This window comes from Nocardioides sp. NPDC057577, assembly GCF_042801335.1.
Classification (GTDB): domain Bacteria; phylum Actinomycetota; class Actinomycetes; order Propionibacteriales; family Nocardioidaceae; genus Nocardioides.
The window spans coordinates 1-25,430 of the sequence record NZ_JBHVGB010000075.1 but is presented as its reverse complement, the minus strand read 5'-3'; the positions used below and the strand labels follow the sequence as shown (position 1 = coordinate 25,430).

Sequence of the window (25,430 nt, the reverse complement as noted above, 5' to 3'; positions counted from 1 at the left end):
GCCATCCACGGATGGCCGACCCGCTGCGTTTCTGCCTTCAGGCCACCCCGCCGCTTCGCGATGTCGACCATCACAGGGAGCACGCGTTCCACTCGGACACCACATCGGTGTCGAGCAGGTAGCTCATCTCAGTTCGTCCACATCGAGATCACGAGGAAGCGAACGGTCGCGCTCGAGATCGAGGTCATCGATCTTCGGCCCGCTGAGCAGATACTCGGCCAGCGACACCTTCGGCTCGGACATTCGGCGATAGTCGTCAATGCTCACCACCACGGCAACCACCTCCCTATCTGGACATCCTAGGCAGATGTTCTTCACGAGATCCGGGGCCAGCAGATCGTCAACCAACGGTTGACGTCATGCATTCGTCAACCTAGAGTTGACGCATGGCCACTTCTGAATCCGCCGCCGCGCATCGACAACGACAGATGGCCGAGTCGTTCGGTGCTGACGCCGACCGTTACGACCGAGCCCGGATGGCTTATCCCGACGAGCTGATCGCCCGGATCCTGATGCTCTCCCCCGGTCCCGAGGTACTGGATGTCGGGTGTGGGACGGGGATCGAGGCCAGGCAGCTTCAGGCGGTCGGCGCAAGCGTGCTCGGCGTCGAGCCGGACGGTCGGATGGCGGCGTACGCCCGCTCGCGCGGGCTCGTCGTGGAGGAGTCGAGGTTCGAGGACTGGGATGCCGCAGGGCGTACGTTCGACGCCGTCATCTCGGCGCAGGCGTGGCACTGGGTGGACCCGGTTGCCGGCGCCGCGAAGGTGAGAGACGTGCTGCGCCCCGGCGGGTTGTTCGCGGCCTTCTGGAACGTCTATGAGCCGCCCGCGTCGGTCGGCGATGCCCTTCTCGAGGGCCTGAGGGACGTCGCGCCCGACCTCCCGCTCGGCTTGGGCGCCATGAAGCAGGCCGACAAGACGTACGAAGAGGGTGCCCGGCAGGTCGGCGAGCGCTTCGTCGACCTCGGCGGGTTCGCAGAGCCGGAGCCGTGGCGGTTCTCGTGGTCGCGTGACTTCACCCGCGAGGAGTGGCTCGACTTCGTGCCGACACAAGGCTTCCTCACCCGGCTCTCGCGCGAACAGTGTGCGCCGGTGTTGGAGGTGGTCGGTGCGGCCATCGACGACCTCGGCGGGAAGTTCACCCTGAACACCGTCACGGTGGGCATCGCGATCCCACTCCGGCGAGTGCCATGACTGTCATTTCAGATCGACCTAGGAGAAACGCATGACCAGCACCCCAGACCCTGCCCTCAAGGCCGTACGCCTCGACACCCTGATCGACTCGATCAAGAAGGCTCGGGACGAGCCCCTGGACCAGCTGGCCGACGCGATGGTGGTCGGCGAGCACCTGGGCGAGGTGGCCGACCATCTGATCGGGCACTTCGTCGACCAGGCCCGCCGCTCCGGCGCCTCCTGGACCGAGATCGGGACCCGGATGGGGGTGACGAAGCAGGCCGCCCAGAAGAAGTACGTCCCCAAGGCCGGCGACCAGTCGCTCGACCCGAACGCCGGGTTCGCGAAGTTCACCCCGCGTGCCCGCACAGTGGTCGTCGCCGCCCAGGGGGAGGCACGGAAGGCCGCGAACGCGGAGACCGGCGTACCCCACCTCGTGCTCGGCCTCCTCGCCGAGCCGGAGGGCGTCGCGGGCCACGCGATCAGGGCCCAGGACGTGACCCTCGACGCCGTGCGCGCGGCGGCGACCGCGGCTACCCCGGAGCCCTACGGCGAGGTCGGCGAGATGATCCCGTTCACCGCCGACGCCAAGAAGGTGCTCGAGCTGACCTTCCGCGAGGCCCTGCGGCTCGAGCATTCCTACGTCGGCACCGAGCACATCCTGCTCGCCCTCCTCGAGCACGAGGACGGCGCCGGCATCCTCCATGAGGCCGGGATCGAGAAGGCGAGCACCGAGCAGAGCATCACCTCGATCCTCGACTCGCTCAAGGTCGACTTCGACCCGGGTACCTGATCTGAGGGACCGCCGACACGAGCGAGCTGCGCGTGCCGGCGGTTTCGGTACTTTCCGAGGATCTGGAGGTACCCCATGCCACGCTATTTCGGCCGACTCGTTCTCGGCCTCGTCCTGGCCGCCGCCGTCCTCAACGTGCCGGCCGCGGTGACGCCGTCGCCGGCGGAGGCAGCCTGTCGGCCGGCGCTCAAGTCGCTGACCCTCGCCAGGAGCAGTGTGGCCGGAGGCGCCTCGACCACCGCCACGATCCGGTTGACCTGCCGGACACCCAGGCGCGCCAAGGTCGCCCTGTGGGCGAGCACCGGCATCCGGGTCCCGGCGTACGTCTATGTCGCCGGCGGCCGGAGCACGCGTGAGGTCACCGTCCGGACCTCACCCACGACGGTCCGGACCAGCGGCAGGGTCAAGGCGACCTACAAGGGAGTCGTACGCCGCGTGACACTCGTCCGCACGGCCACCCCGTGCTACCCCACGCCGGTGCCGTCCACCGTGGCGCTGCCCGCCTACGTCCATGCCGGGCAGCGCGCCAGCGGGACGGTCACACTCGACTGCGTCGCCAAGACGTCCCTGGCGGTGAGCCTCACCTCGAGCTCGTCCTGGGTCACGGTCCCGGGCACGCTCACGATCCAGGCCGGGCGGCGTACGGCGTCCTTCACGGCGGTCACGAAGGCGCCTGCCACCGGGACGATGCCCGCGTTCAACGTCACGATCAAGGCGACCCGGAACCGGAAGAGCGCCACCCGGGTGATGCAGGTCCGGCCGGAGATCCGAACGTTTAGGGAGGGGGATCGGTTCACGGTGAACGAGCCGATCCTGACGCCCGAGGGGACCGAGGGCTGGGTGCACGGGACCCTCCGGATCACCCTGGACCATCCGGCTCCGCCGGGCGGGCTCGACGTGAAGGGATCCTTCCTCCCCGAAGGCGAGACCGTGACCGAGGTGCCGATCGGGTTCGACTCCTATCCGCCGGACTCCCGCGTGACCGATCACCTCGTGATCACGGACTCCGCCGGCAACGTCCTGGTCCACGAGGAGTTCACCTACATCGTCCATCGGGCCCCTTGAGGGGGTCCCTGACGTGCCCGGGCAACACCCCTGTGGCCGAAGCACGCCAGGGACGTTTCAGGCCCCCACTGGCGCGAGGACGATGTCGAACCGCACCGACGACCAGGTGCCGTCGACGGCCCGGCCGTCCGGCGTCGGCGTCCCGGCGGGCTGCTGCTCGAACCGCTTGATCAGCGACTCCTTGACCCCGAAGACGGTGTCCTTCCAGCCGATCGGGTCGCCCTCCGGGAAGATGTGGGTGACCAGGGTGCGGCAGCCCTCGTGGGTGACCATGAAGTGCAGGTGCGAGGCGCGCAGCGGCGAGCGTCCGACCGCGGCCAGCATCTTGCCGACGGGACCGTCGTCGGGGATCGGGTACGGCGTGGGCGTCAGCCCCCAGAACCGGTAGCCGCCCTCGGCGTCGGTGAACAGGTGCGCCCGGGCCGCCCGTGCGCCGGCATCCCGCTGCACGTCGTAGAGCCCGTCCTCGTCCGCCTCCCAGACCTCGATCTTGGCTCCGACCAGCGGCTTTCCATCGGTGCCGGTGACCGTTCCGGTGACCCAGCACGGCTCACCCGGGGCCCCGAAGGCCATGTCCCCACCCAGCTCGATCCCCGGTGAGTCCTCCACGAAGAACGGCCCGAACACCGTGGCCTCGGTCGCGTCGGCGTACGCCTGGTTGTTGATGTTGATCGTCTGCATCGAGGCGCCGAGGGTGTCGGAGAGGAGGATGAACTCCTGGCGTACGTCGTCGGTGATGTGGCCGGCCTTCGTCAGGAAATCGATGGCTGCGCCCCACTCCTCCTCGGTGAGGCGTACGTCGCGGATGAAGGCGTGCAGGTGACGCGTCAGGGAGACCATGACCTCTTTCAGGCGCGGGTCCTCGCAGGCGTCGAAGGACGCGACCACGGTGTCGACAAGGGTCTGCTCGACCGCCTGCTGCTCCGGCGAGATCTCGGTGCTCATCAGCTCTCCTCTCCCATCCACGCCGCGGTCAGCAGCGCGGTCAGGTTCTCCTCGGTGACCGGGGTCGGGTTGTTGTCGGGGATGGCGGCCATGATCGGGGCGACCGCCTTGGCGATGCCGTCCTCGGGCATGCCGAAGTCCTTGAGCGCCTTCGGCGCAGACAGGCTCGTACGCAGCTCCGCCAGCCCCGCCACGGCGCTCGGCGCCCCGAAGGCCGCCGCGATCCGTGCCTCCGCCTCGGGGGCGGACGGCGCGTTGAAGGCGAGCACGTGCGGCAGCACGACCGCGTGGGTCTGGGCGTGCGGCAGGTTGAACATGCCGCCGAGCACGTGGCAGATCTTGTGGTGCATCCCCGAGCCGGCGGACGTGAAGGAGACCGCCGCCAGGTAGGCGCCGTAGAGGGTCTGCTCGATCCCTTCGACGCTCGCACCGTCTGACGCGACCAGCGACAGTCCGGTGGCGAGCCCCCGGATGCCCTCGGCGGCGAAGACCTGGTCGATGGGATCCACCCGCGGGCCCCACATCGCGTCGACGCAGTGCGCGAGCGCGTTCAGGCCGCTGGCGACGGTCATCTCGCCGGGCAGCGTGGTCAGCAGCGAGGCGTCGTAGACGACCGACCTCGGCAGCACGCGGGCGTCGATGCCGGTCGTCTTGGTCTCGCCCGACGTCAAGCCCCAGACGTTGGTCGCCTCGGATCCGGCGTACGTCGTCGGGACCGCCACGATCGGCAGGCCCGTGGTGAGCGCGACGGCCTTGGCCAGGCCCGTGGTCGAGCCGCCGCCGACGCACACCAGCGCGTCGACCGCGGACTCGGCCGCCCGGCCCCGGGCGCGCTCGGCGACCTCGACCGGGACGTGCATCACGACCTCGTCCTGGCGCACCGCGACCGGGACGAGATCGGTCACCCGGGCGGCGAGCTCGGCCTCGCGCGTGGAGGCGATGACCATCACCCGCTCTGCCCCGAGTGTCTCGATCTCGGCGGCCACCGCCGCGGGTGCCTCGCCGGTGGCGAAGCGGACCCGCTGCGGCAGCGATTCATGCATGAACTTCATGAGATTCCCCCCGCTCAGCCGGAACGATCAGGCCTTGCCCAGCAGCGTCGCGACCGCCTCGCCCAGCACCGCGCCGGGGTCGTCGGGAAGCGACATGGAGCGCCAGGCGACGTGCTTGTCGGGACGGACCAGGATCGCGCCCGATTCCTCGACCTCGCGGAGCTTGGCCCAGTCGAAGTAGAGATCGGTCACCTCCCGGCCGGGACCGATCACGACGGTCTGGAGCGGGATCCCGAACTTCGTCCGGGCCGCTTCCGCCGCCTCCGACCACGCCTCGCCGGCGACACCGGTGATCAGCGTCCACTGCGTGTAGGGGGCGAGGTCGAGCATCGCGTGCTTCTCGACGTTGTCGCCGACCCAGGCGTGCGGCAGATGAGCGCCCGGCGAGGTGGACATCCGGTGGTAGAGGTCCTCGTCGTCGGTCGGCGCGGGCCGGGTGCCGTCGGAGACGATCGCGTCGGACTCGTAGAACTGGCCGAGCTCGACGCCGTGGGCGTTGAACTCGTAGTTCTTGCGCTCCATCGCGGTGACCAGGGCGGCCCGCTTGGCGGCGCCCTCGGGGGTGTTGGCCTTGCGCTCCTCGATGGCCTTGGCCATCTCCTCGCCCTCGAGACCGACGACACCGAGCGCCTCGAAGAGCTCACCGAACTCGCGCGCGGACTGGTTGGCGCGGGTGACGATGCGCTTGGCGACCGGGGCACGCTCGGCGGAGTAGGACTCCAGGAGCGACGGCTCGGCGTAGCCCTGGACCACGGCAGCGAGCTTCCAGGCCAGGTTGTAGGAGTCCTGGATGGACGTGTTCGAGCCGAGACCGTTCGACGGCGGGTGCCGGTGGATGGCGTCGCCGGCGCAGAAGACGCGCCCCTTCTGGGCGTGGGTGGCGTACATCTCGTTCACGCCCCACAGCGAGTAGCCGGTCACGTCCGGCTCCAGGTCGGGCATCCCGAGCAGGTCGCGGATGACCTTGACCGCGTACTCCTCGGTCAGCTCGGGCGGCGGCTGGTTGATGTCGTAGCCCCACACGATCAGCCACTCGTCCCAGGGGCGGACCATGCGGACCAGACCGGTGCCGATGCCGCCGACGTTCGAGCCCGGCTGGATGACCCAGTAGAGGACGGAGGGGCGGTGGTCGACGAGCTCGGAGAGGTCGGCCTTGAAGGTGATGTTCATCGACCCGGCGATGTCCATCGCGCCCTCGAGCGGCAGGTCGATGTCGGCGCCGACCTGGGTGCGGGCGCCGTCGGCGCCGATGAGGAACTTCGACCGGATCTTGTACTCGTGGCCGGTCAGCCGGTCGCGGGCGATCGTGGTGACGCCCTCGTCGTCCTGGGTGTGGCTGAGGTATTCGGTGGAGAACCGCGTCTGGGTGCCGCGCTCGGTCGCGTTGCGGACCAGGATCGGCTCGAGGTACGTCTGCGGGATGTCGACGGTCAGGCACGGGCTCGCCAGTTGGTAGTCGGCCTCCCGGTCCGGGCGGGTGCCCCAGGTGCGGATCCGGCCGATCTCCTCGCCGGCGATGCTCGTGCAGAAGACGGTGTCCCCGACGAGCTCGTGCGGCGTCGCGTCGGCCAGCACCTGCTCCTCGATGCCCAGGTCGCGGAAGATCTCCATCGCGCGCTGGTTGGTGATGTGCGCCCGCGGGGTGTTCGCGGTCCAGCGGTACTTCGTGATCATGATGTTGTCGACACCGAGCTCGCTCAAGAAGAGCGCGGCGGACGCACCGGCCGGGCCGGATCCCACGACGAGGACGTCGGTGGTCACGACATCCTCGGTCTCGGGGACCTCGGTCTCCTGCTGGCCGTCGTCGAAGACTGGCATGTTCTCACCTTTCTGAGACCGCGGCGGGGTGTGGGATCGCAGTCTCAAGGCGAGTCTTACCGGCCCGATCGGGCCGCTTCAAAGGTGGGGTCGCGGGTTGGCGGAAATGCGTACGTACCTAGCACCTCGACGGCTGATCCGCGTCGGGCGCGGTCAGGGCCAGCACCGCTCGCTCGATGGGCTTGGCGCCCATCTCCCGGGCCAGTTGAAGGGCCTGCTCGAGCATGGCGTCCGTCTGGCCGGACTGCCCCGTTCTCGCAGTCGCCTCGGCGCAGCGCCATGAAGCGACGGCCACTTCCCAACCCCAATGGGCACTGACGCAATGGTCGAGGGCGGTCTTCCAGAGATCGACCTCGTCGTCGCTTCGTCGACAACGAGCTGATTCTGCCTCGAACAGCGACCGCAGTTCGGGTTGGGCTGCGAAGGGATCCCAGGGAAGCCGCTCTGCTTCCTCGAGCAGCCTGTCGAGCAGGCGTTGCCCGCGACCTGTCGACCCGGTTCCCGAGGAGTCGATCGACGCCAGGTCCGCAGCGGCCCACGCACCCAACCGCAGCAGGTCTGCGGCTGTGTCCGGGTCGCTGCGGTCGAGTTGGAGATGGTCGAGGACCATCTGTCCTGCCCGCTCGGGTCTGTCGTGGCTGATCAAGTGCTCCGCGCAGGCTCTTGCGCCGTTCAGGCCCACCATGGACAGGAAGTCCGGGATCAGTTCCTCGGCGCGGTGCAGATGCTGGTCCGCTTCGTCGAGCCTCCCCAGCCGGCAGGCAAGGACACAGCCCAGCAGCCTGGCGGCCACATCGGCGATCTTGGCGAGCCGAGCGGCCAGAATCTCCTTGAGCGAGTCGCGCGCTCCGGCCAGATCTCCTTCGCACATGGCAGCCTCTGCAGCGATGATGGCCAGCCAGGCTCCGGGGACCGGTGATCCGTGGGCGGTGACATCGCCGTAGGCCGACCATGCCACGCGTCGAGTCTCGCCCGGCCATTGCATTGCAAGCGCCAGCCCCCAACCGGTCCGGGCCAGCAAGGCGGGATCGCCGATGGACAGCGCCAGCTCGTGCGCCCGCTCGGCGTCGCCCCGCTGTGACTCGTGGTTCATCGCGCGGGCGCTGCCGAACACTGCAAACGTCTGGGCTTGGAGACCCACGGCTCGCGCGAGGTCCGTACCGCACCGGACGGCGGCCTCGAGTGCCTGCTCGGCGTGTTCAGCGGCCGCTGGCAGTCCTCGCCATGATTCGGTCTCGGACAGAAGGCCCAGAGCCCGCACGTATTCCACGCTGTCTGGGAATGCCGATGCCAGGTCGACCGCCTCGCGGATCTCGGCCATGGGCCGTTCCGAGGTGTGTGCGGAGTTGAACACCGAGTCCCACCACAGGCACAGGATCTTCGAAGCCAGGAGGGGGTGCGTGGCTCGATCGACCAGCATGCGGGCGCGATCGAGCCAGTCGTACTCCGCATCGAAGTCGCCCGTCAACGCGGCCACCTCCGCCGCGCGGGTGAGCAGGAGGACCTGGTCACCGACAGCCCGTCGGGTCGGTTCACCGGCCCTCGGCAGGAGCTCGATGACGCGCCTCAGGTGGGTCAGCTGCTCGGGGAAGACGCGCAAATGCTCGGCCAGCCCGGCCGCCGCCAGCGAGCAACGGACCGCCTCGTCGACGGCACCCGCCCGTTCGTGGTGCAGGGCGAGGTCTCCCCAGCGGCGCATCTCCCCGGCCCTCGAGCCGCTGGGCGTGGTCAAGGTGCCGGCGATCGCCGCATGCAACGGAACGGCCTGCCCGGGGAGGAACGTGTCGTAGAGGACTTCGGCCAGCAGCGGATGACGGAACCAGTAGCGGTCATCGCGGTCGACCGTGACCACTCCAACGGCGGTCGCCTGCACCAGGCACCGGGACAGGGCCTGGCTGTCGAGTGCGATCAGGCCGGCCATGACGGCATACTCGTCGAACGTCAGCGGTCGGCCGGCGACCGAGAGCAGTCGCGCGACCTCCTGGGCGTCCTGACCGAGCCGGCGCCACGCGGCCAGCAGTGCGTCCGCCAGGACGTCGGGGAGGGCCGCCGCAAGGGCTTCACTTTCCGTGTCGAGGTCCTGCGCCAGCAGCTCGGTGAGGTACGCATTGCCCAAGGACCGGCCGTGGACCGCCTCCAGCAGTTTCAGGCTCGGGCTGGCACCGAGCAGCGCCTCCAGTTGCTGCTCCGTCTCCTCGACCCTCAGGCGGCGGAGCCGCAGATCCCGGACTCCGGGGAATCTGCGAACGTCGGCCAGCCACCCGTGAAGTCGATGGCCCGGATCGAGCTCCTCGTCGCGGACCGTCGCCATGACGACGAGATCCTGGGCATCGAAGCCCGCGATCAGGTATCCCAACAGGTCCAGCGACGAGACGTCTGCCCACTGCAGATCGTCGATCACGAGCAGAGCGGGGCCGTGAGTCGCCAGCCGAACCAGGCCCCGCGCAATCTCCGGAAGGAGGCGTTGGGGCTCCTCGGCCGCCGCCCCAACGAGCGAGGGGAGGACCGAGTCCAGCCGTGGCGCCACGGCCAGGAGATCAGCCCGGGCTGACGTCGATGCATTCGCCAGCCAGGCTTCCAGGGCCATCCCGAACGGGGCGTACGGCGCCGAGGCAGCGCCGAAGCGCGTGCACCGCCCCCACAGCACGTCGTACCCGAGATCCCGCGCCGTGTCGGCTGCCTCCGTGACCAACCGCGTCTTCCCGACGCCGGCCTCGCCATGGACGATCGCCGCGCCCGGGGAGCCGTCGATCCCTCGTCTCAGCAGCTCTCCCAGTACATGCAGCTCCTCCACCCTTCCGGCCAGCCGACGGCCCGGGGGCGCCCCGGGAATGTGTGGAGCGGTCCGCCGTACCCGTGGCCGGGGGGTCGCGCTGACGGCTGCAGCCTTGAGATCCGCGTCGTGGTTGAGGATGGCGGCTTCGAGCCGCACCACCTCCTCGCCCGGATCCAGCCCGAGCTGGTCGGACAGGAGGGCGCGCAGGGTACGCAGCGCCTCCAGGGCCTCCGCCTGCCGATCGCTGCGGTACAGGGCGAGTGCCAGCTGCGCCCACCGGTGCTCACGCATCGGCGCAGCATCAACCATCGCTCGTGCGCGGGGGACGATCTCGCGATGGCGGCCGGCGCGAAGCTCGCCTTCGATCAGCAGCTCCTCGACGTCGTGTCGCAGCTCCTCGAGGCGCGCTGCCTCCTGCCGGCCCCGATTCCAGTCCTCGAGCTCGGGGTAGGCAGACCCCCGCCACAGGCCCAACGCTGACTCGAGCAGGTCGCGCGCCGATGCCCAGTCGTCCTCGACGAGCGCCCGTGCCTGCCTCAGCAGCTCCTCGAACCGCTGGGAGTCCAGGGTCCCGACCGGCAGCGTCAGCCGATACCCGTTGGGCACGGTCCCGATCGCGTCCGCTCCCAGCAGGCTGCGCAGCCGCGACACGCAACCCTGGATGTTCTTGGCAAACGAAGCCGGCGGGCGATCCCCCCAGAGAATGTCGGCAAGGCGGTCCACGCTGAAGGCCTCGGCGGGCGCCGTGGCCAGCGCTGCCAGGACCAACCGGTCACGGCCACCGACCCGACGCGGGTCGCCGTCCACGCTCAGGGGACCCAGCACCGCGATCTCCATCTCACAACTGTCGGCCGCGCCAGAGCGGGCGTCAACCCGGCTCGGTTCGGCCGCGACTAACCGGTCCCCGCTCGACTCGACTCCGAGACGCGCGACTAGCGCGAGAGCCAGTCCAGGATCGCGGCGATCGTCGAGTCCGGCTTCCGGGCCCACTTGAAGTGGTCGATGCCGGGCTCGTCCAGGTGCACGCGGGCGACCTCGAGCCCCGGCATCCGACGGTGGATCTCGTCGACCGTCTCGCTGGGCGCCAGCCAGTCGCCCTCGATGGAGACGATCAGCGCGGGCTTCGCGAGGGCGCGCATGGCCGGGGTGACGTCGCGGGCCGGGCTGCCGAGCCGGAGCCGGCCGGTGCGGGCGTACCGCGCCCATTCCCTCATCAGGGTGCGGGCCTCGCGGCCGGCGAACTTGAGCTGCTTGCCGGGGAAGTGGCCGACGACGCGACCGACCAGGCCCATCGCCTGGCTGGCGACCAGGAAGCCCGGGCCGTAGTTGCGCCAGTAGGGCGTCTGCGAGGCGACGTAGATCAGACCGGCGACCCGGTCGGGGTGCAGGGCTGCGTAGGCGCTGGCGGCCTGGCCGCCGAGGCTGTGCCCGAGGACGTACGCCGCGCCGGCCGAGGTCGGGATCAGCTCGCCGAGGCGGTCGACGGCCGCGGCGATGTCGTCGACGAGGTCGGCGTAGCCGAAGTCGTAGGACCAGCCCGCGACGCACCCGCCGAGCTCCTCGTGGCCACGCTGCTCCATCCGGCTGACGTTGATCCCCGCCTCCGCGAAGGCCGCGATCAGCTTGTCGTAGTAGCCGGCCGGCATGCCCATCGCGGGCACGACCAGCAGCGTCGGCGCCTCGGGGTCCGCCGCACGGACCACGGTCAGCGTGAAGCTGGTGCCCTCGGCACGCTCGATCGCGTACGCCTCAAGGATGGTCGTGGGGGACGAAGTCTCGGTCACCCGAGCAATGTTACCCGCCAGTAAGGCGACGGGTTCACTCCGCCGAGATTCTGGACTTGTGGGTCCAAATTTCGCGGAGCATCCTGTTTGGACCAAGTAGTCCACACAGGAAGGAAATCTCATGGAGACCCTCGAGCGACTCGGCATCACCGAGGACGTACGCCGTCTGATGGCCCGCTACGTCCGCTACGCCGACCACCAGCGCTGGCAGGACCTGGCGAACCTGTTCACCGAGGACGGCACCTTCACCCCGCACAAGCCGGACGGGTCGGTCTGGCTGCACATGAACGGACGCGAGGAGATCACCGCGACGGTCGGCGCGAGCGGCGGCCCCGGCGTCACCCTGATCCACCACCTGTTCTCCGACGAGATCGACGTCGACTCCGAGACGAGCGCGAACGGCGTCTTCGCGATGGAGGACATCGTCACCCGGCCCGAGGACGCCGAGCTGTCCGAGGCCATCCCCTTCCGCCGCATGCACGGGTTCGGCCACTACCACGCCCGGTTCGTCAGGACCGACGGCTCCTGGCGGATCGCCGAGCTGACCCAGACCCGCGTCCGGCTCGACTTCTTCAACTGACCTTCGCACCGAACTTCACACCGACCTTCACACCGAACAGAGAGAGCAGCACACACCATGACCGAGGCGACCCCTTTCAAGATCGACGTCCCGCAGGACGCCCTGGACGACCTCCGGGACCGCCTGAGGCGGACCCGCTTCTTCGACGACCTCGACAACGAGGAGGGCTACTACGGGATCAGCACCGCGTACCTGAAGCCTCTCGTCGAGTACTGGGCCGACGGCTTCGACTGGCGCGCCCAGGAGGAGCGGCTCAACACCTACGACCGCCACCAGGTCGAGATCGACGGCACGCCGGTGCACTTCGTCCACGTACGCGGCAAGGGCCCCGACCCGGTCCCGCTGATCATCCACCACGGCTGGCCGTGGCCCGGCGAGTTCAGCTACCAGCTCATCGAGCCGTTGACCGACCCGGCCGCCCACGGCGGCGACCCCTCGTTGTCGTTCGACGTGATCATCCCGGACCTCCCCGGCTTCGGCTTCTCGACGCCCGTCGGCCGTGGCGATCTGAACTACTGGAAGATCGCCGACATCATGCACGAGCTGATGACCGGGGTGCTCGGCTACGAGAAGTACGCGGTGGCCGGCTCCGACTACGGCGCCCTCGTCACGAGCGCGCTGGGCCACAAGTACGCCGACAGCATCATCGGCCTGCACTACGGCCATGATCTCGTCCCCGGGATGTTCGAGAACGAGCGGTTCTGGGACCTGACCGACGGGGCCAAGGCCCCCGAGGACGCCTCGGCGGAGTGGCGGGCCGGCTGGACGTACTTCGTCGACACGTACGCCTCGCACGTCGCCGCGCACATGCTGGACGGCTCGACGCTGACGCACGGCCTCAACGATTCCCCGATCGGGATGCTGGCCTGGCTGCTCAAGCGCTGGAAGTCCTGGAGCGACAAGCGGGGCGACTTCGAGGAAGCGTTCCCGCGTGACTTCATCCTCACCCAGGCGACCATCTTCTGGGTGACGCAGTCGATCGGCACCTCCATCCGGATGTACCGCAACGCGGAGCGCTACCGGTTCGTGCCCTCCCACGACCGTCGGCCGGTCGTGGAGCCGCCGGCCGGGTTCACGTTCCTGCTCGGCGACGCGTACCCACCGGCCATCGACACGGTCGAGGACCGGATCGCCGCCTTCGAGAACGGCCCGACGCGCGGGATGTTCAACGTGGTCAACGTCAACGCCCACCTGAAGGGTGGCCACTTCGTCCACTACGAGAACCCCGAGGCGTTCGCCGCCGACCTGCAGGAGACCTTCCGCCGGATCCTCGGCTGACCTGAACGACAGAGCCGCCCCGATCCTCCTGGATCGGGGCGGCTTCGTCGTGCGGCCTCAGAGGGAGTCGGCGTCCACCACGGCGCGGGCGAACTCCATCGGCGCCTCCTGCGGCACGTTGTGACCGATACCGGCCAGCGTGCGGTGGTCGTAGGGGCCGGTGAAGTGGTCGCGGTAGCCGGCACCGTCGCCGGCGGGCGTGAACGGGTCCTTCTCACCGTCGAGGGTGATGGTCGGGACCGAGATCGACGGCCCGGCGGCGAGCTTGCGCTCGAGGGCGTCGTAGCGTCGGTCGCCGTCGGCCAGGCCCTGCCGCCAGCGGTAGTTGTGGAGCACGATGTCGACGTAGTCCGGGTTGCCGAAGGCCTCGGCCGAGCGCAGGAAGGTCGCCTCGTCGAAGGCCCAGGTGGGCGAGTTGAAGCGCCAGACCAGGCGGCCGAGGTCGACGCGGTACGTCTCGTCCGCGAGGCCCTGGGCTCCGCGCTCGGTCGCGAAGTAGTACTGGTACCACCACGCCCACTCCGCGGCCGGCGGGAGCGGCTTCTTCTGGGTCTCCCGGTTGGTGATGAGGTAGCCCGTGACGGAGACGAGCGCCTTGACCCGCTCCGGCCACAGCGCGGCGATGATGTCGGCCGTACGCGAACCCCAGTCGTAGCCCGCGAGCACCGCCTGCTCGATCCCGAGGGCGTCCATCAGGTCGATGATGTCGAGGGCGACCCGGGACTGCTGGGCGTTGCGGAACGTCCGGCTCGAGAGGAAGGTCGTGCTGCCGTGCCCTCGCAGGTAGGGCACGATCGCGCGGTAGCCCTGGGCCGCCAGGATCGGCGCCACGTCGGCGAAGCTGTGGATGTCGTACGGCCAGCCGTGCAGCAGGACGACCGGCCGGCCGTCGCGCGGGCCCAGGTCGACGTACCCGACGCTGAGCTCGCCGGCCTCGATCTGCAGGACGTCCTCGAACGAGGTGCTCTCCGGGGCGTGCGGACGCCTCCGGGGTGCCTGACCGGCGGCCGGGCCTCCTCCGGCTGCGATCAGCGCCGTCGTGCCCGCGGCCAGACCGACCGCCTTGGTGAAGCTCCGTCGATCAAGCATGGAAGTCCCTCTCTGCGTGGATGGAGGTCGGATAGGGGAGCCATGGGCTGGACCAACCGAGCGCGGTGGTCGCGGCGAGCAGCAGGACATCGGCCGCCCGGGCCAGTGCGTCGACCGACCCGGGCTGGGTGTCGCTCGAGGTCACTTGGCTCGCGCGATGATCTCGACCGGGACGTTGCCGGTGATGGCCTTCGAGTACGGGCAGGTCTGGTGGGCCCTCTCAGCGAGGCGCTGGATGGTCTCCTCGTCGACGCCGCCGGCCACGACCTCGAGCTTCGCGGTCAGGAAGAAGCCCTGCGTCTCGTCGTGGTTGAGCGTGACGTCGGCGGTGATCTCGATGCCGTCGAGGCGGATCTTCTCGGCGCCCGCCGCGAGCCGGAGCGCACCCATGAAGCAGCCCGACCAGCCGGCCGCGAAGAGCTGCTCGGGGTTGGTGCCGCCGCCGGCGCCGCCGAGCTCGGTGGGGGTCGCGAGGACCTGGTCGATGGCCCCGTCGTTCGACGCGATGTGGCCGCCGTTGCGTCCCTCGCCCGTGGTGGTGACGGTGCCGGTGTAGCTGAGTGCCATGGTGATGTTCTCCTGTGGTGAGGTGTCTTTCTCGACGCCCTGACTCTCTCGGCAGACCCACTGGCCGGACACCAGGGAAGGACACTGGCCGACCCACGGGTCACCCACCGGTGTCCCGGCGCCAGGCATCACCAGTGGCTCGACCGCGGGCGCGTCGTCCGTCCGTTGGGCCACAGTGCCGACATGGACTACAGACTCGAGCTGCTCGTGCTTCCGGTCTCCGACGTCGACCGGGCCAAGGCCTTCTACCACCGGATCGGCTTCCGGGAGGACGCCGACTACATCGACGACCACGACTTCCGCGTCGTACAGCTGACCCCGCCCGGCTCCCCGACCTCCATCATCATCGGGCGCGGGATCACGGGTGCCGAGCCGGGCTCGGTGCAGAACCTCCACCTCTTCGTCACCGACATCGAGCGGGCCCGGCGCGATCTGCTCGGTTGCGGTGTCGAGGTGAGCGAGATCTTCCACGACGCCGGCGGAGTGTTCCCCCACACCGGGACCGCGCACCGGCTGGCCGGGCTGAGCCCCGGCCGGAGGTCGTACGCCTCGTTCGCCTCGTTCGCCGATCCGGACGGCAACGGCTTCCTGCTCCAGGAGGTGAGCGAACGCGCGTCATAATGACAGACGATGAGCACGGAGAATTCCGCCCTGCGTGGGCGGCGTACGGAGCGGGACGCCCTTGATCGGATCGTGCGGGACATCGGCGCGGGACAGAGCCGGGTGCTCGTGGTCCGCGGCGAGGCCGGCGCCGGCAAGACAGCACTGCTCGACTACCTGAGCGATCGCGCGACCACGGGCCGGGTCGTCCGGGCCGCGGGCGTCGAGCTCGAGTCGGAGATCGCGTACGCCGGGCTGCAGCAGCTCTGCGCGCCGCTGATGCCGCACATCGACCGGCTGGCCGAGCCGCAGCGCGCCGCGCTCGCGACGGCGTTCGGCCTCAGCGCCGGCGAACCGCCCGAGGCGCTGATCGTCGGGCTGGCCGTGCTCGGTCTGATGGCGGAGTCCGCCTCCGAGAACCCGCTGGTCTGCGTCGTCGACGACGCCCAGTGGCTGGACCGGATGTCGGAGGTGATCCTGACCTTCGTCGCCCGACGCCTCGACTCCGAGTCGGTGGCGCTCGTCTTCGGTGCGCGCACGCCTGGTGACGAGCAGCTGCTCAGTGGTCTGCCCGAGCTGCGGGTCACCGGTCTGGCGGACGCCGACGCGCGCATCCTGCTCGAGTCGGCGCTGCACGGCCCTGTGGACGCCCGGGTGCAGGACCGGATCATCGCCGAGACGCGGGGCAACCCTCTCGCCCTGCTCGAGCTGCCGCGCGGGCTGACCCGGGCCGAGCTCGACTTCGGGTTCGGCGGGCAGAGCTCCACGCCGCTCACCAGCCGGATGGAGGACGGCTTCGCCCGACGCATCGCCGCGCTGCCGGCCGACACTCGGACTCTGGTGCTCGCGGCTGCGGTCGAGCCGGTGGGCGACCTCCCCCTGCTGCTGCGGACCCTCGAGCGTCTCGAGATCGGTCTGGACGCCGCCGCCCCGGCGGAGGACGCCGGCCTGCTGGAGATCGGGACGACGGTGCGCTTCCGGCATCCGCTGGTCCGCTCCGCGAGCCGTCGCGGGGCCGACGCCTCCGCGCTCCGTGCGGTGCATGCCGCGCTCGCGGACGCGACCGATCCCGAGGTCGACCCGGACCGTCGCGCCTGGCACCGCGCACACGCGGCGCTGGGCCCCGACCAGGAGGTGGCCGACGAGCTGGAGCGGTCCGCCGACCGGGCGCTCGGGCGCGGAGGGCGGGCGGCCGCCGCGGCCTTCCTCGAGCGGGCGGCCGAGCTCACTCCCGACGCGTCCACGCGAGCAGGGCGGATGCTCGCCGCGGCCGAGGCGCTCTTCGCGTGCGGTGCGCTCACCGATGTGCCCGGTGCGCTCTCGGCTGCCGAGCTCGGCCCGCTCGACCTGGTCCAGCGGGCCCGGTTGGAGCGGCTGCGGGCCAAGGTCACCTTCGCGGTCGACGCCGGCGTCGGCGCGGTGCCGGCGCTGCTCGAGGCCGCCCACCGGCTCGAGACCCTCGACCCGAGCGCCGCGCGCGAGACGTACCTCGCGGCGATCGCCGCGGGCGTGAACGCCGGCCGGTACGGCACCGACGAGCTGCGCCGGGCGGCGGAGGCCGCCCGCGGCGTACCTGCGGGTGAGGAGCCGGCCGGGCTGCTGCTCACCGCCCTCTCGGCCTGGGTCCTCGACGGCCATGCCGCCTCGGTCCCGCTGGTCACCCGAGCCCTGGCCGAGGTCGGCCCCGAGAACGACGTCGACCTGGCCTGGTTGTGCGCGATCCTCGTGCACGAGGTGTGGGACGACGCCGACTACCAGGCCCGGACCGAGCGCACCCTCGCGTACGCCCGCGAGACCGGCATCCGCTCGCTGCTGCCCTACGCGCTGTCCTCCCGCGCGATGGCGCTGATCCACGCCGGCCGCTTCGCCGACGCCGCGGACCTGGTCGCCGAGGCCGAGGCCCTCGGCGGGGCCACCGGCTCCTCGCCTCGCTCGGCCACCGCAGTCATCCTCGCCGCGTCCCGCGGCCAGGAGGCGTCGGCGCTGGACCAGATCGACGCCCTCGGCCGCGAAGCCGAGGAGGGGAGTCTCGGCTGGCTGCTGGCCGTCACCGGGTTCAGCCGCGCGACCCTGCTCAACGGCCTCGGTCGCTACGCGGAAGCGCTCGAAGCGGCCGACCGAACCGCCGAGCACGGTGACGTCGCGGTCCTGCAGTGGACGCTTCAGGAGCTGGTCGAGGCCGCGTCTCGTACAGGTGATCTCGCCCGCGCCACCAAGGCACGGGACCGGCTCGCCGAGCGGACCCGCTGCGTCGACGCCCCGTGGGCGCGGGGCGTCCAGGCCCTGGTCGACGCGTTGGTGGCTCCCACGGCGGAGGCGGAGGCCCTCTACCTCGAGGCGATCGAGCAGCTCGACGGGTCGTGGATGACCTGGATCCTCGCCCGGGCGCGGCTGCTCTTCGGGGAGTGGCTGCGTCGGGAGAACCGCCCCGTCGACGCGCGGCAGGTGCTGCGTACGGCCTACGACGCCTTCGCCGCGATGGGGGCGGAGGCCTTCGCCGACCGGGCTGCGCGGGAGCTCGCGGCGGCCGGCGAGAACCTTCCCCGGCGGACGGGAGCCGTCCAGGAGGGCCTCACCCCGCAAGAGTCCCAGATCGCTCGCGCGGCGGCCGCCGGACGCACCAACCCGGAGATCGCGGCCGTGATGTTCCTCAGCCCGCGCACCGTCGAGTGGCATCTGCGCAAGATCTACACGAAGCTCGGGATCGCCTCCCGGCGCGAGCTGGCAGGGGCTCTAGGCGGGAGATGACTCACGCAGGTGGGTGATGAGGAGCGCCAGGATCGCCTCGAGGTGGTCGGTCCTGCCCGTCACCTGCAGCACCGAGACACCGCCCTGGATGCCGGCGATGATCGCGGCCGACGTACGTCGCGCGTTGAGCTCGGCGCTCACGGAGCCGTTCGCCTGCATCGTCTCGATGCCGCGCTGCACCTGGTCCTGCCACTGGCGGATCAGCGTGGTCGAGACCTCGGCGGCCCCGGGGACGCTGCCCACCTGGTTCATCAGCGCCGCGAGCGGGCAGTTGGCACCCTGCGCCTGGTAGCGCGCCAGGACCGCCCTGCGCCAGCGGTCCCAGGCGGCCCACGAGTCGAGCTCGCTGAGGTGCGGCTGCTGGTCGTCGATCACCCGGGCGGCCTCCAGCCGGGCGACCTCGAGGAACAGCTCCTCCTTGCCACCCGGGAAGTAGTGGAAGATCTGGCTCTTGCTCGTCCCGGTGGCCGCGCGGATGTCGTCCAACGTCGCATTTCCGGGGTCGGTGCTGCGGAGGTAGGTCGCCGCGCCCTCGAGCAGCCGCTGGCGCGTGGCCATGCCCTTGGTAGTGAAGGCCATCCGCCGAGCCTACCTCGAATCAGGACCAGTCAGTCCAAAATCACCCGAAATCCACAGACTAGGGCTCTTGTGGAGAACCCTGTGGATAAACCTGGCGACCGACCGGGAAGACCTCGTAGCGACCCCGTGTCACCAGCCCCCACAGCCCCCGCGGGGCGAGCAGCACCACGGCGATCGCGACCGCGCCGAGCGCGATGAGATACCAGGTGCCGTACGAGTCGAGCAGCTGCTGCAGCGCGAAGAAGATCACCGCTCCCAGGATCGGGCCCTCGATCGTCCCCAGCCCGCCGATGACCACGATGAAGATCATGAAGGCGGTGTACTGGACCGAGAACATCGAGTCGGGCGAGACCCGCAGGCCGTTGACCGCGATCAGCGCGCCGGCCAGGCCGGCGCCGCCGGAGGCGGCGACGTAGACGAGACGCTGCGAGCGCCGCACCGCGACGCCGAGGGAGGCCGCGGCCACCGAGTCGTCACGGATCGCGGTCAGGCCGAGCCCGACGCGCGAGCGCATCAGGAGGTACGTCGCGAGCACGACGAGCACGGCCAGCACGAGCGCCAGGTAGTAGACGGTCGCGATCCGGGTCACCCGGTCGACGCCCTGGAAGGCGGTGAGCGAGATGCCGGAGCCGCCACCGAAGCCCGGGAGCTCCTGGGTGACCAGCTTGAAGACCTCGGCCACCACCCAGGTGCCGATCGCGAAGTAGCCTCCGACCAGCCGGAACAGCAGGAACGAGGTCGGGATCGCCAGGGCCGCGCAGACCACACCGGCAGCCACCACGGCCACCGGGATCGGCAGCCCGACGACGTCGGCGAGCTTGATCACGCCGTAGCCGCCGGCGCCGATGTATGCCTGCTGCCCGATCGAGACGAGCCCGCCGTAGCCGGCCATCAGGTTCCAGGTCGTGCCGAGGATGATCAGCGCGAAGAGCGTGACCAGGTTGGTCACGTCGCCCGGGCTGAACACGAACCACGGCGCCGCGGCCAGGAACACCACGATCGCGGCGAGGACGCCGCCGCCGGTGAGCGACGGCCAGCCGCCGCGTACGACCTTGAGATCTTGCATGGCGAGAGTGCTCATGCGGCCACCGCCTTCGGGAGCAGGCCCTGGGGCCGGAACAGGAGCACGACCAGGAAGACGAGGTGACCGGCGAGGACGCCGTAGGCCGGGTCGATCTGGGCGCCGACGGTCTGCGCGACGCCGAGCACGAGGCCGCCGAGGAGCGTGCCCCACAACGAGCCGAGCCCACCGATGATGACCGCCTCGAAGGCGAAGATCAGGACCAGATCCCCGTACGTCGGGCTGAACTGCGTCGACATGCCGAGGAAGACACCCGCCAGGGCCACGGTGCCGATGGCGATCGCGGTGGCCAGGGCGTACATGTGCTTCTCGTCGATCCCCATGAGCGTGGCCGCCTCGGGGTCGTCCTTCGTCGCGCGCATGGCGCGGCCGATGCGGGTGTGGGAGAGGTAGAGCTGGAGGCCGACGATGACGGCGACCGCCACCACGAGCGTGATCAGTGAGAAGACACCGATGCGTAGGTCGCCCAGCCTCATCGACGAGGTCGACAGGTCGCCGATCGAGATCTTGCGGGAGTCTGCGGTGAAGATCTCCTGGAGCAGGTTGGCGCCGATGACCGCCAGGCCGAACGAGACCAGCAGCGGCGACAGCTCGCCGTGGCGCAGCGCCTTGTTGAACAGGCCGCGCTGGATCGCGTAGCCGACCGCGGCGAGCACCGGTATCACGATGACGATGGTGAGGAACGCCGGCATCCCGGTCAGCTGGACGAGCCAGAACGCGAGATAGGCGGAGGCGACCGCGAGGACGCCGTGGGCGAGGTTGACGATCCGCATCACGCCGAAGATGAGGCTCAGACCGCAGGCGAGGAGTGCGTACTGCCCGCCGAGCAGGAGTCCTTGGAGGACCGCGTTGATCCAGTCCATCAGCCGGCCTCCCTTCCGTCCGAGGCATCGACCCCGAAGTACGCCGCCTGGACCTGCTCCCGGGTGACGTCGGCCGCGGCGCCCTCGAGGACGGTGCGGCCCTCGAGGAGGCACTGCACCCGGTCGGCGACCGTGAGTGCCTGGGTGAGGTCCTGCTCGACCACGAGCACCGTCGTCCCCTTCTCCGCGATGGTGGGCAGCGCCCGGTAGATGTCGGCGATCACGACCGGCGCGAGGCCGAGCGAGACCTCGTCGAGCAGGAGCAGCTTCGGGTTGGACATCAGCGCCCGGCCGATGGCGGTCGCCTGCTGCTCGCCGCCGGAGAGGTGGGCTCCACGGCGCGTTCTCAACTCCGCGAGCAGCGGGAATGCGTCGTAGACGGTCCGGAGGTTCCAGGGGCCGGGCCGGCGCCCGTGCGCGCCGACCTTGAGGTTCTCCTCGACGGTGAGCGAGGCGAAGATCCGGCGTCCTTCCGGCGTGAGCGCGATCCCCTCGCGTACCCGTCGGTGCGCGGGGGTGTGGGAGACGTTGTGGCCGTCGAAGCGGATCTGGCCGGCGCTCGGACGGAGCAGGCCGGCGATGGTCTTCAGCAGCGTGGACTTGCCCGCGCCGTTGGCGCCGATCACTGCCAGTGTCTCGCCCTCGGCGACGGTGAGGGTGATGCCGTGCAGAGCACGGAAGTCGCCGTAGCTCACGTCGATCGCGTCGACCTCGAGCAGCATGCTCATGGGGTCTCGCCTTCCAGGTCGGGAGAGCCGAGATACACGGCGGCGACGGCATCGCTCGCCATCACCTCACGTGGGTCGCCGGTGGCGACGACGTCGCCCTGGGCCAGGCACATCAACCTGTCCACGACCTGCAGCAACGCGTGCACGATGTGCTCGATCCAGACGACGCCGGTGCCGCTGTCGCGGATCGCCGAGATGGTCTCGATCAGCGCGGGCAGCTCGTGCTCGGTGAGGCCGCCGGCGATCTCGTCGAGCAGTAGCAGCCTCGGCCGGGTGGCCAGCGCGCGGGCGAGCTCGAGCCGCTTGCGGTCGAGCAGCCGCAGCGAGCCGGCGGGGGTGTTGGCCAAGCGGGTCAGGTCGGCCGTCTCCAGCGCCTCCCAGGCCTGCGCGTCGGCCTCGCGGCGACGCGCGCCGGCACCGAAGGTGGACCCGACCAGCACGTTCTCGAAGACGGTGAGCCCCTCGAAGGGGCGGGGGATCTGGAACGTACGTCCGATCCCGAGGGCCGTGCGGCGGGCCGCCGGCATCCGGGTGACGTCGGTGCCGTCGAATCGGATGGCGCCCGCGTCGACCGGGAGCGTGCCGGTCACCAGGTTGAGCAGCGTGGACTTGCCGGCGCCGTTGGGCCCGACGATGCCGAGCGCCTCGCCGGCGGCGACGTGGAAGGAGACCGAGCGGGCGGTGACGACCTGGCCGAACGACTTGGCCAGGCCTTCGGCCTCCAGCAGCGCGCCGGTGGGCACGCCGCTGGAGACCTCGAGCGATGGTGGGGCAGAGGTCACTTGAGTGCCTCGGGCTCGCCCCCGAGAGGTACGTCGGGAGCCAGCGAGTTCTGCACGACGACCAGCTCGAACGGGTGCTCCCCGCCCTCGACCTGGCGCCACTGACCGCCCGCGAGCGAGGTCTTGGCGACGTACGGCGGGACGTTCGCGTCCTTGCCCCAGGCGACGTCACCGACGACCGTGGAGACCTCGAGGCCGGAGAGGGCCTTGGTGATCGCGTCGGCGTCGGTCGAGCCGGCCTCGGTCACCGCCGCGGTCGCGACCTCGAAGAGCGCGTGCGCGAAGCCGAGCGGCTGGGTCCACTGCTTGCCGGTCTTCTCCTCGTACGCATCCGCCAGCTCCTGCGCGGACTGGCCGGTCAGCGAGGACTTGTAGGGCGCGGTCGGGGTCCACCACACCTCGGTGGAGAGGTTGTGGGCGATCGGGCCCAGCGCCTCGACGCTGCTCGGGAAGAGGAGCGCCTTGCCGATGGTCGCGACCTTCGGGTTGTAGCCCTGCTGCTTCGCCTGCTGCCAGAACGTGGTGAAGTCCGGCGGGATCGGGACGCCGACCAGGACGTCGTGGCCCTTGTAGGCGCTGATCTGGGCGGAGAAGTCCTTGGTGCCGTTGGGGTAGTTGCCCGGGTTGTCGATCTTGACCCCGGACGCCTCGGTCAGCGCCGGGAAGTTGGCGCCCCAGGCCTCCCCGTCGGGGTCCTTCGGGAACAGGCCGCCGGCCTTCTTGTTGTTGGGGACCTTGCCCCAGATGTCGGCGTAGACCGTCGCGACGTCCTCCAGACCCCAGAAGAAGTGGTAGCTGTACTTCAGGTCGGCCGGCTTGTCGCCGCTGCGGATCGCGAAGGGCTGCCACGGGGCGACCGTGGTGATGCACGGGATCGAGTTGGCCTCGCACTGCTCCGAGACCGGGTTGACGATGTCGGGCGTCGAGGAGGCGACGATGATGTCCGCGCCGTCCTTGTTGATCAGGTCGCCGGCCACCGCCCCGGCCTTCGTGGTGTCGCTCTGCGCGTCGCGCACCACGATCTCGACGTCGAGCTCCTTGTCGCCTGCCTTGACCGGGTGGTCCTTGAAGTAGGCCTCCATCTCGTCGACGACGAAGCTGTTCGCCTCGCCGAACGGCGCCGAGGAGCCCGTCTCGGTCGAGACGAACCCGATGGTGAGCGTGTCCTCGCCGCCACCGCCTTCGTCGTCGATGCCGCCCGACCCGCAGGCCGTCAAGGTCAGCGCCATCGCTGCGACACCGGCGGCGGCCATGCTCAGGCCGCGTCCGGTGGTGAGTCCGTTGCGCACGTACGTCTCCTTAGAGAGTGTGGGGTGTTCGAGAGTGTCGTCCGCCACCGCCCCTACAGGTGGGAAGCAGGGTCCGATTGGCGGAAAATCGCATGGAAGACCTATCGGACTTTGGTGGACTTGTCACCCTTTCGCGCCGATACGTGAGCTGTGGCGTACACAACTCGGTCAGGCACGAGCGGCGCGGCGTACGTCTCCGGCGGCGACGCCGAAGCGCTTGCGGAAGGCCTGGGAGAAGTACGAGGCCGAGGTGAAGCCGCACTTCTCGGCGACGTCGACGGTGCGGATCGCCGGGTCCGAGCCGGTGGCGAGCATCGCGTAGGCGAGCTCGAGGCGGCGGCCGAGGATGTGGCGGGGGACGCTGGTGCCGGCGTCGGCGAAGAGCCGGGACAGGTGGCGCTCGGAGATACCGGCGCCCGCGGCGACGGTGGTGGCGGAGAGGCCGGGGTCGGCGAGATGGTCCTCGATGAACGCCTTCGCCGCTGCCCTGTGGGCCGTGGCCAGCGAGACCTTCCCGGCGGTGGCGATCACCGAGATCAGGTCGAGCACGGCCTCCTCGTCGGCCGGCACCGGGTCGTGGGGGCGGAGCGCGCGGCCGACCATCTGCACGAGCGCTCGCCCGTGCGGGTCCTGGTCGCGGCCGGCGTCGAGGACGAGCGGCTCCGGCATCGACGTGATCCCGGTGCGAGCCGCGAAGGCCTGAACCGGCACCTTGACCGCGAGCTCCTCGAGCCCGTGCCCGAAGCCCCGCAGGAAGGGCGCGTCGACGTCGCACACGATCAGCTGCCCGGGCCGGATGACCTTGCGGCGGCCGGCGTACTCCAGGATCGCCTCGCCGCGGAGGCTGGCATAGACGGCGATCGACCGGGCCGGGATCTCCTTGACGAGGCTGGCCGGCCGCTCGACGACGTGCCGAGTGGCCCGGACCCGCGCCAGATGGATCTCGTCGAGCTGCAGGTTGACCTCCTGGGCGTCGAACCCGTGGCCGTCGATCGGCCGGCACTCGAGCGCCACGAGGGCGCACGCGTTGTGGCGTTCCCAGGCCTCGACCTGCGCGTCCGTGTTCAGCCGGCTGGTCTCGAAGACCTCCGGGCGGCGAACCCGCGCGACGAGGGGGGCTGGATCGTCTCCGGCTGGCGGCACGGACCGACTCTACGGCGTGCCGCGAGCCACGGCGATGACTTAGGGAAGACTAACCTTTCTGGAATCGTTCAAGAAAAGGTGGCACAGTGGATGTCACCAAGAACGAACCACATCGATCCAGGGGGATACACCGAACATGGCCACGCAGACCGCCACGAGCAGCGCCACCCACACCTCGCACCCCGCGTTCGTCCCGAGCCCGGCGTTCGCGACCCAGATGCAGCGCCTGCTCGTCGATCTGACCGAGCTCAGCCTGCAGGGCAAGCAGCTGCACTGGAACGTCGTGGGCAAGAACTTCCGCGACATGCACCTCGTCCTCGACGAGGTCGTCGACGCCGCCCGCGACTTCACCGACGAGGTCGCCGAGCGCATGCGTGCGCTCTACATCCTCCCCGACGGCCGCACCGGCACCGTCGCCGAGGACACCACCCTCGCGCCGCTCCCGGCGACCGAGGTCGACACCGCGACCGCCGCCGACCTCGCCGCCGCCGCGCTCTACGCCACCTCGAAGACCGCTCGTGACATCCACGACGACATCGACTCCGAGGACCCGACCACCGCCGACCTGCTGCACGCGATCATCACCCGCGTCGAGCAGCTCGCCTGGTTCATCGACTCCGAGAACCGCGTCGCCAACCAGTCCAAGCCCGCTCAGCTGACCGTCTGATCTTTCCCCTAGGACGGCGTCCCGCGAGTTG

General features: G+C 70.2%; 24 protein-coding genes. 8 read left to right on the top strand and 16 right to left on the bottom strand.

Annotated elements, in window-relative coordinates; genetic code table 11:
* Positions 1-123: 123 nt before the first annotated feature.
* Positions 124-348 (bottom strand): hypothetical protein, encoded by a 225-nt coding sequence (locus tag ACFU7D_RS16110; RefSeq protein ID WP_378868716.1) that lies wholly within the window; start codon positions 346-348, stop codon positions 124-126.
* A 38-nt stretch (positions 349-386) separates the two neighbouring features.
* On the opposite strand from ACFU7D_RS16110, the gene ACFU7D_RS16105 reads away from it, so the two are divergent.
* The 3 genes from ACFU7D_RS16105 to ACFU7D_RS16095 all read left to right on the top strand — a co-directional run bounded on the left by ACFU7D_RS16105 (position 387) and on the right by ACFU7D_RS16095 (position 3,030).
* Entirely contained in the window at positions 387-1,193 is an 807-nt protein-coding gene (locus ACFU7D_RS16105; protein ID WP_378868714.1) for a class I SAM-dependent methyltransferase, read from the top strand.
* A gap of 31 nt (positions 1,194-1,224) precedes the next feature.
* Positions 1,225-1,965, top strand: a complete 741-nt coding sequence (locus tag ACFU7D_RS16100) for a Clp protease N-terminal domain-containing protein (RefSeq protein WP_378868711.1) — start codon at positions 1,225-1,227, stop codon at positions 1,963-1,965.
* A gap of 75 nt (positions 1,966-2,040) precedes the next feature.
* Positions 2,041-3,030, top strand: a complete 990-nt coding sequence (locus ACFU7D_RS16095; RefSeq protein WP_378868709.1) for a hypothetical protein — start codon at positions 2,041-2,043, stop codon at positions 3,028-3,030.
* A 57-nt stretch (positions 3,031-3,087) separates the two neighbouring features.
* Here the strand turns inward: ACFU7D_RS16095 and ACFU7D_RS16090 are convergent, their stop codons facing one another.
* From ACFU7D_RS16090 to ACFU7D_RS16070, 5 genes are all read right to left on the bottom strand, one after another.
* Positions 3,088-3,975: a dioxygenase gene (locus ACFU7D_RS16090; RefSeq protein WP_378724902.1), complete on the bottom strand. Its 888-nt coding sequence runs from the start codon at positions 3,973-3,975 to the stop codon at positions 3,088-3,090.
* Positions 3,975-5,018, bottom strand: coding sequence for a maleylacetate reductase (locus ACFU7D_RS16085; RefSeq protein WP_378868707.1), 1,044 nt, complete (start codon positions 5,016-5,018; stop codon positions 3,975-3,977). Before ACFU7D_RS16085 ends, ACFU7D_RS16090 begins: the two co-directional genes overlap by 1 nt.
* Before the next feature lie 36 nt (positions 5,019-5,054).
* A complete protein-coding gene (locus ACFU7D_RS16080; protein WP_378868704.1) occupies positions 5,055-6,845 on the bottom strand; it encodes an FAD-dependent oxidoreductase in 1,791 nt (596 codons plus the stop codon).
* 118 nt (positions 6,846-6,963) lie between these two features.
* Entirely contained in the window at positions 6,964-10,458 is a 3,495-nt protein-coding gene (locus ACFU7D_RS16075; RefSeq protein WP_378868701.1) for a BTAD domain-containing putative transcriptional regulator, read from the bottom strand.
* Between the two features lie 95 nt (positions 10,459-10,553).
* Positions 10,554-11,405: an alpha/beta fold hydrolase gene (locus tag ACFU7D_RS16070; protein WP_378868698.1), complete on the bottom strand. Its 852-nt coding sequence runs from the start codon at positions 11,403-11,405 to the stop codon at positions 10,554-10,556.
* A 121-nt stretch (positions 11,406-11,526) separates the two neighbouring features.
* Between ACFU7D_RS16070 and ACFU7D_RS16065 the strand changes: the two genes are divergently transcribed.
* Positions 11,527-11,985, top strand: a complete 459-nt coding sequence (locus ACFU7D_RS16065) for a nuclear transport factor 2 family protein (protein ID WP_378868696.1) — start codon at positions 11,527-11,529, stop codon at positions 11,983-11,985.
* 57 nt (positions 11,986-12,042) lie between these two features.
* On the top strand, positions 12,043-13,263 hold the full coding sequence (locus tag ACFU7D_RS16060; protein WP_378868693.1) for an epoxide hydrolase family protein: 1,221 nt from the start codon (positions 12,043-12,045) through the stop codon (positions 13,261-13,263).
* A gap of 57 nt (positions 13,264-13,320) precedes the next feature.
* On the opposite strand, the gene ACFU7D_RS16055 is transcribed toward ACFU7D_RS16060, so the two are convergent.
* Genes ACFU7D_RS16055 through ACFU7D_RS16045 form a run of 3 tightly spaced genes read right to left on the bottom strand, consistent with a single transcriptional unit; the run spans position 13,321 to position 14,919 of the window.
* Complete coding sequence (locus ACFU7D_RS16055; protein ID WP_378868691.1) at positions 13,321-14,352, bottom strand: alpha/beta fold hydrolase; 1,032 nt, start codon at positions 14,350-14,352, stop codon at positions 13,321-13,323.
* Complete coding sequence (locus tag ACFU7D_RS16050; RefSeq protein ID WP_378868688.1) at positions 14,345-14,497, bottom strand: hypothetical protein; 153 nt, start codon at positions 14,495-14,497, stop codon at positions 14,345-14,347. The genes ACFU7D_RS16055 and ACFU7D_RS16050 overlap by 8 nt, the downstream gene beginning before the upstream one ends.
* Positions 14,494-14,919 carry an Ohr family peroxiredoxin gene (locus ACFU7D_RS16045; RefSeq protein ID WP_378868685.1) on the bottom strand — a complete coding sequence of 142 codons (426 nt, stop codon included), beginning with the start codon at positions 14,917-14,919 and terminating at the stop codon, positions 14,494-14,496. The genes ACFU7D_RS16050 and ACFU7D_RS16045 overlap by 4 nt, the downstream gene beginning before the upstream one ends.
* Before the next feature lie 183 nt (positions 14,920-15,102).
* On the opposite strand from ACFU7D_RS16045, the gene ACFU7D_RS16040 reads away from it, so the two are divergent.
* Together ACFU7D_RS16040 and ACFU7D_RS16035 are read left to right on the top strand one after the other, a co-directional pair.
* Positions 15,103-15,540, top strand: a complete 438-nt coding sequence (locus ACFU7D_RS16040) for a VOC family protein (RefSeq protein WP_378868682.1) — start codon at positions 15,103-15,105, stop codon at positions 15,538-15,540.
* A 9-nt stretch (positions 15,541-15,549) separates the two neighbouring features.
* Complete coding sequence (locus ACFU7D_RS16035) at positions 15,550-18,267, top strand: AAA family ATPase (RefSeq protein WP_378868679.1); 2,718 nt, start codon at positions 15,550-15,552, stop codon at positions 18,265-18,267.
* Here the strand turns inward: ACFU7D_RS16035 and ACFU7D_RS16030 are convergent.
* From ACFU7D_RS16030 to ACFU7D_RS16000, 7 genes are all read right to left on the bottom strand, one after another.
* Positions 18,253-18,846 (bottom strand): TetR/AcrR family transcriptional regulator, encoded by a 594-nt coding sequence (locus tag ACFU7D_RS16030; RefSeq protein WP_378868676.1) that lies wholly within the window; start codon positions 18,844-18,846, stop codon positions 18,253-18,255. The two genes, ACFU7D_RS16035 and ACFU7D_RS16030, sit on opposite strands and share 15 nt — an antisense overlap.
* Before the next feature lie 58 nt (positions 18,847-18,904).
* On the bottom strand, positions 18,905-19,927 hold the full coding sequence (locus ACFU7D_RS16025) for a branched-chain amino acid ABC transporter permease (protein WP_378868673.1): 1,023 nt from the start codon (positions 19,925-19,927) through the stop codon (positions 18,905-18,907).
* Positions 19,924-20,790, bottom strand: coding sequence for a branched-chain amino acid ABC transporter permease (locus tag ACFU7D_RS16020; RefSeq protein ID WP_378868670.1), 867 nt, complete (start codon positions 20,788-20,790; stop codon positions 19,924-19,926). The genes ACFU7D_RS16025 and ACFU7D_RS16020 overlap by 4 nt, the downstream gene beginning before the upstream one ends.
* A complete protein-coding gene (locus tag ACFU7D_RS16015; protein ID WP_378868668.1) occupies positions 20,790-21,518 on the bottom strand; it encodes an ABC transporter ATP-binding protein in 729 nt (242 codons plus the stop codon). The genes ACFU7D_RS16020 and ACFU7D_RS16015 overlap by 1 nt, the downstream gene beginning before the upstream one ends.
* A complete protein-coding gene (locus ACFU7D_RS16010; RefSeq protein ID WP_378868666.1) occupies positions 21,515-22,300 on the bottom strand; it encodes an ABC transporter ATP-binding protein in 786 nt (261 codons plus the stop codon). The genes ACFU7D_RS16015 and ACFU7D_RS16010 overlap by 4 nt, the downstream gene beginning before the upstream one ends.
* Positions 22,297-23,589 (bottom strand): ABC transporter substrate-binding protein, encoded by a 1,293-nt coding sequence (locus ACFU7D_RS16005; protein WP_378724934.1) that lies wholly within the window; start codon positions 23,587-23,589, stop codon positions 22,297-22,299. Before ACFU7D_RS16005 ends, ACFU7D_RS16010 begins: the two co-directional genes overlap by 4 nt.
* A gap of 168 nt (positions 23,590-23,757) precedes the next feature.
* Positions 23,758-24,732 (bottom strand): helix-turn-helix domain-containing protein, encoded by a 975-nt coding sequence (locus tag ACFU7D_RS16000; protein WP_378868663.1) that lies wholly within the window; start codon positions 24,730-24,732, stop codon positions 23,758-23,760.
* A gap of 136 nt (positions 24,733-24,868) precedes the next feature.
* On the opposite strand from ACFU7D_RS16000, the gene ACFU7D_RS15995 reads away from it, so the two are divergent.
* Positions 24,869-25,399 (top strand): Dps family protein, encoded by a 531-nt coding sequence (locus tag ACFU7D_RS15995; RefSeq protein ID WP_378724938.1) that lies wholly within the window; start codon positions 24,869-24,871, stop codon positions 25,397-25,399.
* Positions 25,400-25,430: the final 31 nt, after the last annotated feature.

What these genes read in the sequence shown, in the direction of transcription:
- ACFU7D_RS16105 (WP_378868714.1), top strand. Translation starts at nt 387, where the DNA reads ATGGCCACTTCTGAATCCGCCGCCGCGCATCGACAACGACAGATGGCC.
- ACFU7D_RS16100 (WP_378868711.1), top strand. Translation starts at nt 1,225, where the DNA reads ATGACCAGCACCCCAGACCCTGCCCTCAAGGCCGTACGCCTCGACACC.
- ACFU7D_RS16095 (WP_378868709.1), top strand. Translation starts at nt 2,041, where the DNA reads ATGCCACGCTATTTCGGCCGACTCGTTCTCGGCCTCGTCCTGGCCGCC.
- ACFU7D_RS16090 (WP_378724902.1), bottom strand. Translation starts at nt 3,975, where the DNA reads ATGAGCACCGAGATCTCGCCGGAGCAGCAGGCGGTCGAGCAGACCCTT.
- ACFU7D_RS16085 (WP_378868707.1), bottom strand. Translation starts at nt 5,018, where the DNA reads ATGCATGAATCGCTGCCGCAGCGGGTCCGCTTCGCCACCGGCGAGGCA.
- ACFU7D_RS16080 (WP_378868704.1), bottom strand. Translation starts at nt 6,845, where the DNA reads ATGCCAGTCTTCGACGACGGCCAGCAGGAGACCGAGGTCCCCGAGACC.
- ACFU7D_RS16075 (WP_378868701.1), bottom strand. Translation starts at nt 10,458, where the DNA reads ATGGAGATCGCGGTGCTGGGTCCCCTGAGCGTGGACGGCGACCCGCGT.
- ACFU7D_RS16065 (WP_378868696.1), top strand. Translation starts at nt 11,527, where the DNA reads ATGGAGACCCTCGAGCGACTCGGCATCACCGAGGACGTACGCCGTCTG.
- ACFU7D_RS16060 (WP_378868693.1), top strand. Translation starts at nt 12,043, where the DNA reads ATGACCGAGGCGACCCCTTTCAAGATCGACGTCCCGCAGGACGCCCTG.
- ACFU7D_RS16055 (WP_378868691.1), bottom strand. Translation starts at nt 14,352, where the DNA reads ATGCTTGATCGACGGAGCTTCACCAAGGCGGTCGGTCTGGCCGCGGGC.
- ACFU7D_RS16045 (WP_378868685.1), bottom strand. Translation starts at nt 14,919, where the DNA reads ATGGCACTCAGCTACACCGGCACCGTCACCACCACGGGCGAGGGACGC.
- ACFU7D_RS16040 (WP_378868682.1), top strand. Translation starts at nt 15,103, where the DNA reads ATGGACTACAGACTCGAGCTGCTCGTGCTTCCGGTCTCCGACGTCGAC.
- ACFU7D_RS16035 (WP_378868679.1), top strand. Translation starts at nt 15,550, where the DNA reads ATGAGCACGGAGAATTCCGCCCTGCGTGGGCGGCGTACGGAGCGGGAC.
- ACFU7D_RS16030 (WP_378868676.1), bottom strand. Translation starts at nt 18,846, where the DNA reads ATGGCCTTCACTACCAAGGGCATGGCCACGCGCCAGCGGCTGCTCGAG.
- ACFU7D_RS16025 (WP_378868673.1), bottom strand. Translation starts at nt 19,927, where the DNA reads ATGAGCACTCTCGCCATGCAAGATCTCAAGGTCGTACGCGGCGGCTGG.
- ACFU7D_RS16020 (WP_378868670.1), bottom strand. Translation starts at nt 20,790, where the DNA reads ATGGACTGGATCAACGCGGTCCTCCAAGGACTCCTGCTCGGCGGGCAG.
- ACFU7D_RS16015 (WP_378868668.1), bottom strand. Translation starts at nt 21,518, where the DNA reads ATGAGCATGCTGCTCGAGGTCGACGCGATCGACGTGAGCTACGGCGAC.
- ACFU7D_RS15995 (WP_378724938.1), top strand. Translation starts at nt 24,869, where the DNA reads ATGGCCACGCAGACCGCCACGAGCAGCGCCACCCACACCTCGCACCCC.